The organism is Collinsella sp. TF05-9AC, from assembly GCF_003438495.1.
GTDB lineage: Bacteria > Actinomycetota > Coriobacteriia > Coriobacteriales > Coriobacteriaceae > Collinsella.
Genome location: NZ_QSSH01000031.1, coordinates 20,866 through 28,589, shown reverse-complemented (window position 1 = coordinate 28,589; position 7,724 = coordinate 20,866). Strand labels below are relative to the sequence as shown.

The 7,724-nt window shown below is 62.9% G+C and carries 6 protein-coding genes; 1 reads left to right on the top strand and 5 read right to left on the bottom strand.

Annotation, left to right across the window (positions count from 1 at the left end):
* Window positions 1–87: 87 nt before the first annotated feature.
* Window positions 88–768 (bottom strand): orotate phosphoribosyltransferase, encoded by a 681-nt coding sequence (pyrE, locus tag DXC52_RS08315; RefSeq protein WP_117655467.1) that lies wholly within the window; start codon window positions 766–768, stop codon window positions 88–90.
* A 441-nt stretch (window positions 769–1,209) separates the two neighbouring features.
* On the opposite strand from pyrE, the gene mgtA reads away from it, so the two are divergent.
* Complete coding sequence (gene mgtA / locus DXC52_RS08310) at window positions 1,210–3,978, top strand: magnesium-translocating P-type ATPase (protein ID WP_117746888.1); 2,769 nt, start codon at window positions 1,210–1,212, stop codon at window positions 3,976–3,978.
* Between the two features lie 169 nt (window positions 3,979–4,147).
* Here the strand turns inward: mgtA and DXC52_RS08305 are convergent, their stop codons facing one another.
* The 4 genes from DXC52_RS08305 to DXC52_RS08290 form a co-directional block, all read right to left on the bottom strand.
* The gene (locus DXC52_RS08305) at window positions 4,148–4,825 is read right to left on the bottom strand and encodes a hypothetical protein (RefSeq protein ID WP_117746887.1); all 678 of its coding nucleotides are present in this window, start codon (window positions 4,823–4,825) and stop codon (window positions 4,148–4,150) included.
* Window positions 4,826–4,860: 35 nt separating this feature from the next.
* Window positions 4,861–5,616 carry a hypothetical protein gene (locus tag DXC52_RS08300; protein WP_117746886.1) on the bottom strand — a complete coding sequence of 252 codons (756 nt, stop codon included), beginning with the start codon at window positions 5,614–5,616 and terminating at the stop codon, window positions 4,861–4,863.
* Between the two features lie 74 nt (window positions 5,617–5,690).
* On the bottom strand, window positions 5,691–7,253 hold the full coding sequence (locus tag DXC52_RS08295) for a zinc ribbon domain-containing protein (RefSeq protein WP_147330615.1): 1,563 nt from the start codon (window positions 7,251–7,253) through the stop codon (window positions 5,691–5,693).
* On the bottom strand, window positions 7,246–7,722 hold the full coding sequence (locus DXC52_RS08290; RefSeq protein ID WP_117746884.1) for a hypothetical protein: 477 nt from the start codon (window positions 7,720–7,722) through the stop codon (window positions 7,246–7,248). The genes DXC52_RS08295 and DXC52_RS08290 overlap by 8 nt, the downstream gene beginning before the upstream one ends.
* Window positions 7,723–7,724: the final 2 nt, after the last annotated feature.

The window sequence follows — 7,724 nt, the reverse complement described above, 5'->3', positions numbered from 1 at the left end:
GGTCGCGCCCTTGAAGTTGAACGTCAGATTGTCCAAATGCGGCCCGCGCAGCGCCGAGCAGTTACGGCGTTTGGTAAAACGCCGTAACTAACGTGCTCCGTACTGCTCGTAGTAGGCATCGATGGCGGTCTTGAGCTCGTCATCGATGACGACCTTGCCGTCAATCTCGTGGTTGTAGAGGGTCTCGACGACCTCGGCCATGGAGACGATGCTCGCGACGGGGAAGCCGTACTTGGCCTCGATCTCCTTCTGCGCGGTGGTCACGCCGCCCTTGCCGACCTCCATGCGGTTGAGGGACACGATCAGGCCCTTGATTTCGACGTCGGCAGCAGCCTTAACCTTGGGATAGGTCTCGTCGATGGACTTGCCGCTGGTGGTGACGTCCTCGACCATGACCACGCGATCGCCGTCCTGGGGCTCATAGCCCAGCAGGTTGCCCTTGTCGGCGCCGTGGTCCTTGGCCTCCTTGCGGTCGCAGCAGTACTTGACCTCCTTGCCGTACAGCTCGTGGTAGGCAATTGCGGTCACGACGGCCAGCGGAATGCCCTTGTAGGCCGGCCCAAACAGCACGTCAAAATCGTCGCCAAAGTTATCGTGGATGGCCTGGGCGTAATACTCGCCCAGCTTCTTGAGCTGATAGCCCGTCACGTAAGCGCCGGCATTCATAAAGAACGGAGACTGACGGCCGCTCTTGAGCGTAAAGCTGCCGAACTTAAGGACGTCGGACTCAACCATAAACTTGATGAACTCTTGCTTGTAAGCCTCCATGCGGGCTCCTCTCGTAATCGCGTACGTGCCTTCCAGTTTAGCGCAGGCGAAGCGTCGATGCGGGCGCGCTTTGGGGCCACGGCATTCTGTAAAGGCTTTGTCAGAGGGAATGGTTTTCCGAACAATGGGGTTGACATGTCAAACCCCCTCATCAAGAATACGGGCGGATTAAAAAGGGGTACGAGACACCCAAAGCGCGCTGCGCTCAGCCTTTAGGAGGTGTGCCATGGAAGGCAGTCCTAGTCGAAAAACCTGCATGTCGCCCTCGGCACGCCGCGAGGACTCCGCACACGCATAAACGCCACCGGCAGATCGTCAACCCCCCCCCACAAAGGTGCCTGTCCCCTTTGTGGTAGTTCGTGAGCTTGACGTGAGCGACATCTAGGTTTTTTGCAACTCAATACGACACGTACGCTAACTCCCTTCAACAAGGAGGACCCTATGCTGATGCTCAAAACCGCCACGGTTCTCGAAGCCATCTCCAAGCGCCGCCGCACGGCGCGCCCTGCCGCTCGCACCGGCCTGTCCAAGAACACCATATTCGCCGCCACCCATAGCGCCGAGGACGCTCTCGTACTGCTTGACGCCACGGCAAACGGCCTCACCGCCGAGCAGGCAACCGAGCGCCTGGATGCCGCCGGCCCCAACACCATCGAAGCGCCGACCAAGACGCTCGCCCGCCGCATCGCCGACGCGTTCATCGATCCCTTCGCCGGCATCCTCGCCGCGCTCGCGCTGGTCTCACTCTACATCGACGTGCTCGCCGTGCCCGAGCCGCAGCGCGACCCCTCCACGGTCATCGTCATCAGCATCATGCTGCTGGTATCGGGCGGCATGAAGTTTATCCAGGAAGCCCGCAGCGGCAATGCGGCAGAGGCCCTCAAGGACCTGGTCTCCAACACTTGCACCGCCCTGCGCGACGACGAGCGCATCGAGATCCTCTTCGACGAGCTCGTCCCCGGCGATGTGATCCGCCTCTCTGCCGGCGATATGGTGCCAGCAGATGCCCGCGTCATCACCGCGCGCGACCTGTTTGTCATCGAGTCCGCACTCACCGGCGAGAGCGAGGCAGTCGAGAAGACCGCTGCCGTCACCGTCGTCGAGGGTGCCGACGGCTCCGCGCCGCCACTCTCTGCCTGCAAGAACATCGTCTTTACCGGCACCTCCGTGCAAAACGGCACCGCCATGGCGCTTGTCGTTGCCACCGGCTCGGACACCTACCTGGGCGGCATCGCCAAGATACTCAACGGGCGCGGCGAAAAGAGCGCGTTTGACCGCGGCGTCTCGAGCGTCTCCATGTTGCTCGTACGCCTCATGCTCGTTATGGCGCCGGCCGTCTTTGCCATCAACGCCGCCACCAAGGGCAACGTCATCGACGCGCTGCTGTTCGCCACGAGCGTGGCCGTGGGCATCACGCCGCAGATGCTCCCCGTCATCGTGACCACGAGCCTGTCGCAGGGCGCCAAGGACCTCGCCCGTCGCCAGGTTATCGTCAAGGAGCTGCCGGCGATTCAAAACCTGGGCGCCATGGACGTCCTGTGCTGCGACAAGACCGGCACCCTCACCGAAGACCGCATCGTGCTCGAGCGCTACCTCAACACCGATGGCAACGAGGACGCGCGCGTGCTGCGCCATGCGTTTTTGAACAGCTTCTTCCAGACCGGCCTCAAAAATCTTATCGACCTGGCCGTAATCGACCGTGCCGATGTGACACCCTCGACCGTCGCACCCGATTCCATGCTGGGCCAGAGCCTGCGCGACCGCTACACCAAGGTCGACGAGGTGCCCTTCGACTTCTCGCGTCGTCGCCTGAGCGTGGTCGTCGCCGACGCCCAAGGAAAGACCCAGATGGTCACCAAGGGCGCTGCCGAGGAAATGCTCGAGATTTGCTCCTACGTCGAGGTGGACGGCACCGCTCAGCCGCTTACCGACGAGAAGCTTGCCCAGATTCGCAAGCAGGTGGCAGGACTCAATGCCGAGGGCCTGCGCGTGATCGCCGTGGCGCAGAAGACCAACCCGCGCACCGTGGGCGAGTTTGGCATCGCCGACGAGTGCGACATGGTGCTGATGGGCTTTTTGGCCTTCCTCGATCCGCCCAAAGCGAGCGCCGCGGGCGCCGTCGCCACCCTCGAGGCCAAGGGCGTGGCGGTAAAAGTCCTGACCGGCGACAACGACCGCGTCGCCGCCACCGTCTGCGAGCAGATTGGCATCGACGCAAGCAACGTTTTGCTGGGCTCCGAGATCGATGCGCTCGACGACGCCGAGCTGGCGGAGCGCGCCGAGCAGACCCATCTCTTTGCCAAGCTCTCGCCGCTGCAGAAGGCGCGCTTGGTGCGCGTCATGCGTGAACTGCTCGGCCATACCGTGGGCTTTATGGGTGATGGCATCAACGACGCCGCCGCCATGCGTGCGAGCGACTGCGGCATCTCGGTCGATTCGGCCGTTGACATCGCCAAAGAATCCGCCGACATCATCTTGCTCCAGAAGGACCTGGGCGTGATCGAGCGCGGCATCATCGAAGGCCGTCGCACCTACGGCAACCTACTCAAGTACCTCAAGACCACGGTGAGCTCCAACTTTGGCAACGTGCTGTCCGTGACCGTCGCGAGCCTGTTCCTGCCGTTTTTGCCCATGAGCGCCCTGCAGCTGGTGCTGCTGTCGCTGGTCTACGAGATCGTGTGCATCGCGCTGCCGTGGGACACCGTCGACGATGCCTGGACTGCCCGCCCGCGCGCCTGGGACGCTGCGTCCATCAAGGGCTTTATGCTCGAGCTGGGCCCCGTGAGCTCGCTGTTTGACATCGTGACCTTCGCCGCGCTCTTCTTTGCGGTGTGCCCCGCCACCGTGGGCGCGAGCTGGGCCGAGCTTGCCGCCGCGGGCAATGTTGCCGGCATCGCAACCTTTGCGGCGATTTTCCAGAGCGGTTGGTTCGTTGAGTCTATGTGGTCGCAGACGCTCGTAATCCACATGCTGCGCTCCCCGCACCTGCCGAGCCCGCGCGACCACGCCGCGCCCGCGCTGTGCGTGCTCACCGTACTGGGCCTGACGCTCGTCACTTGGCTGCCGGCAAGCCCCATCGCCGAGGCTCTGGGCCTCATGCCGCTGCCGGCGAGCTTCTTTACGCTGCTCATCGGCATCGTCGCCGCCTATATTGCGCTGACCCAGCTGACAAAGCGCCGCTTCATAGCCCGCCACGGCGAACTGCTGTAACAGACAGCCCGAGTCCACCACGGCAGCCGTTTCCACAACCCGTCCCCTCAGCAGTTGCGGTGAAATAGTTCCTGTTTTAAGACCCCCAAGCCTTATTCAGGAACTATTCCACCGCAACTTATTGAACCACCACAAAGGTGCCTATCCCCTTCGTGGTGGTTTTGGAGCGTTACGAGGCGTTGATCAGGCGGCTCCAGAGCTCATCGATATCGATCTGGTCGCCGCCGCTCAAGTAGCCGGTTCGAATAAAAGCCTCATTGTAGATATAGATGTCATGAGCGCTATCGCCATCGTCTTCGGTGTCGTTGGCCATAATCACGTAGCGGTGGCCGTCAAGCGCCTTGACCAGCCAATACTGGGTATCATCGATCGTGCATTTCTCCTGCACCATCGCCGCATCGCCAATCGCGCCGATGAGCGCCCGCTCGCCCTTCGTATAGCCGCCCACCGAGAGCAGAATCGCGATGTTTTCGTCTCCGCCGCCCGGTTCAAGCGCCTCGTACTCGGACTCCGAAAGCGGTATCGCGCTGTTCGCAAGTTCGTCCACATCGTCCGAAACCTTGGAAAAGGTAAAAGCGAAAAATCCCGCGTCATCGACGGCGCCGTAGCCCACGTTCTCGCCTTGCCACTCATAATTTTGATGTTTGAGCAGGCGCACCATATCGGCACCAGCCAAGTTGATCGCGGCATAGACCGTCACGTTAGCATTGTCGTCCACGCAGGCGGCGTCCGCCGTGCTCGCTGCTTTGGCGCCGCCCGTTGTGCCCGAGCAGCCAGCCAGCGCGCAAGCCGCCGCGCCCGCGCCCGCCACAAAGACCGCACGGCTCATCGTCATCTCGTTCATCATGTTCGTCCCTCGCTATGCTATTGGCCGCATCGCACTTAGCCGAGCGCGCGCCCGGTCTTCTCCTGCCAAAATTCGTTAATCGTGGGGGCACCGCCGCCTTGGGTAAACGTACCGGTTTTGATGGCCTCCTCGGTAATGAGGTCCAGGCGGTAGTCGCCGTTTTCCATTTGGCTCACCATGGCAACGTGACGCGCCATGTTGGAACCGTAGACGCACGCAATCCACGAGCCCGAGGTAATCTGCGCGCGGTCCTCAACCGGAACGGAAAAGCCCGCGATAACATCCTCGCAGCTCGAATAGCCCGCAAGCTGCAGCGTAAACATCACGGTACTCCCGGTGCCGCCCTTGTCGAGCTTTCCGATTTCATCCTCGCCGAGCCATTCGGTTGCGCCATCCTTGCTGATATTGCAGACGCTGAGCACGCGACCTGCCTCGTTCTCGTACATCTCGAGCGCATCTTGCCAGGTATAACCCTGTTGCGACGCAAACTCCTGCAACTGCCAGCCCTTAAGCTCGAGCAACGCTGCGATGCTGATGTTGCGGTGCGCATCCCAGCAGTCATCCGACCACGTATCGAACGCGTCCGCCGAGCCGCTGTCTGTGTCCGCACCGCCGCCCGCATCACCGGAATCACCCGATGACGAGCCCGCATCCATCTTGTCCTTTACCGGGCGATCGTCGTTAAAACCCGTCGTGTCCTGCGCCTGCTGTCCACCGCATCCCGCAAGCGTCAGCAACGCCGTTCCCGCCGCCGCGACAAACGCCGTGCGCGAAATAACCGTCTCCCTCATCGTTGTTCCTTTCCCGTTTCTTATCACAGCGCCGAGCAACACCTCGACACCGATCCTCCCGTAGCCCACTCACGCTATTGACGGGGCAGCTCCGTCCAGCCAAAACCGGGCTCAAAGCCATCGCGCGTGCCGATCACGTCGCCCGAGCCGTTCACCCAAGCTTGATCCGCCATCACCGAAACCTCGACATCGGTACCGTCGGGCCTGGTGTAATGGTTGACCCCGCGGATGGCATCGGAATACGACGCCGCGCCCGTTCCCACACCTGCGCTGGAGAAATTGGCCGCGCTGGCGGCCATATTCGCGGCGTGTTGACGATCGCTGCGCTCAAACCAAGCCTGCTGGTAGCTGTCGAACGCCGCCTGCTGCGAGGCATGCATCTGCTGCCAGGCCGCGAACTGCTGTTGCTGCTGGGCGATGTTCATCTGCGTGCGCTGACGCTGCTCGAGCACCATCTGCTGCTTTTGAGCGCACGCTTCGCGCGCAATCGACGGGTTGAGCCGCAGAGTCGACGCCATTGAGGCAAGCGCCGTGGAGGCCGCCTCGTCCAGACGGCCTTCCGGCGCAACCAGGCAGAAGCTGTCCCTGATACGCCACTGCAACAGGTCTGCCGCGCCCAGCTTGAACGGCGCCCCGTCTGGGCAATCGCCCTGATCCGGAGCCTGATCTTTCGCGGCGCGCTGACCCGCCGCCGCAGCCGCCTGGCGCTCGCGCAGGCGCTTACCCAGAACGCCACCGATCAGTCCGCTCGAAAGGCCCGCGCCCAGCAGCGCCTCGGCCCCGGCGGCAACGCCTTTACCCACAGAACCCGCGACTCCACCGATCGAGACTACATAGCCCTCGACCTTTGCCGCCACTGCAAGCTCGGTAGGCGCCGGGACGCCCGCGAGCCGATATCGACGCATGCGGCACTCATAGACCACATCGCTCGGTTCCATCGAAAAGCCCTGAATCGCAAAGTCGTTTGCCGCCTCGCGCTTTACGCGGGCACGCTCGTGCTCGATATCGACCGCTGCGCTCGATGGGTACGGCTGCTCGGCCACAACCTCCGCCCGCGCGCCCAGCTGTGCTGCGCAGGCCTGGGCCAACTCGTCGCAAGCTGCCTCCACGTGCATAAACGCCTTGCGCTCGGTTTGCGTGGGGATACGTTTGGCAACGGCGCCCGCATCCACGTAGCAGAGCTCGGAGCGGTACACAATCCGCTCGCCCGCCAGGCCCGCCGCCGTCACGCCAACTGAAATCGGGCAGTCGAAGCTACTGCTGCGCTCAAGATGCGCCTCTTCGATACGCCAGCCCCGCGGCAACGCCACCTGCGCGAGCGCCTGACCGCCAGAAGCATCGCATGCGGTATGGAGCTCAAGGTCGCCGGCGCGGGGAGCATCCGCCGAGGCTGTACCGCCAGACGGCGACGCCGCCTCGGCACTCCGCGTTGGCACATCTGCCGGCACGGCCACACTCGGCTCGCAACCTTCACCCGTGCCATCATTGTCAGCCGCATCATTCACAGACCCCGTGGCATCCGGGCCGCATGCAATGTCCTCAAGCCGGACGCCGCAGCCCGGGCAAAATCGCACCGGCACGCCGGCGACCCGAGGCAGCTGCGCTCCGCACGCCGGACAGAATCTCAAGTCACTCATCCCGTACATCCCTCATTTCATTGGCCGTTCTTGATGGCGGCAAGCTCTCGCCACAGTTCCTCGGCACCGTCGAGGCGATATGCCGTCTTGTCGAGCACGATATTCTTACCCTCGAGCTCCACCGATCGCTCCGAGCCGTCCGCATAGACAAAACGAGCGTGCAACCGGCGTCGCTCATCCGCTCATCCACCTCATCTCCCACGATGCAGCCGTCGAGCGCGGCAAAGGTCGATGCGACCAGCTCGGCATCGTCGGTCTCATAGACCGCCCGTGCCTCTCCGTCCTCGATAAGCCTGACCGCCACCGGATCGGCAGCACAATCGTTCAGCAACGCTTGCGCGGCGTTCTTTCCCTGGTCGGCACGGGCACCAAAGCCGTATGCCCGCACAAGCGTCACCGCCGCAGCAAGGACCACCACGGCGATAAGCGCGCCCGCAATTTTATTAGACGCGCAACCCCGAGACGCCATAG

Excerpts from the sequence above, each read along its gene's own strand:
- pyrE (WP_117655467.1), bottom strand. The coding sequence starts at position 768 with ATGGAGGCTTACAAGCAAGAGTTCATCAAGTTTATGGTTGAGTCCGAC.
- mgtA (WP_117746888.1), top strand. The coding sequence starts at position 1,210 with ATGCTGATGCTCAAAACCGCCACGGTTCTCGAAGCCATCTCCAAGCGC.
- DXC52_RS08305 (WP_117746887.1), bottom strand. The coding sequence starts at position 4,825 with ATGATGAACGAGATGACGATGAGCCGTGCGGTCTTTGTGGCGGGCGCG.
- DXC52_RS08300 (WP_117746886.1), bottom strand. The coding sequence starts at position 5,616 with ATGAGGGAGACGGTTATTTCGCGCACGGCGTTTGTCGCGGCGGCGGGA.
- DXC52_RS08295 (WP_147330615.1), bottom strand. The coding sequence starts at position 7,253 with ATGAGTGACTTGAGATTCTGTCCGGCGTGCGGAGCGCAGCTGCCTCGG.
- DXC52_RS08290 (WP_117746884.1), bottom strand. The coding sequence starts at position 7,722 with ATGGCGTCTCGGGGTTGCGCGTCTAATAAAATTGCGGGCGCGCTTATC.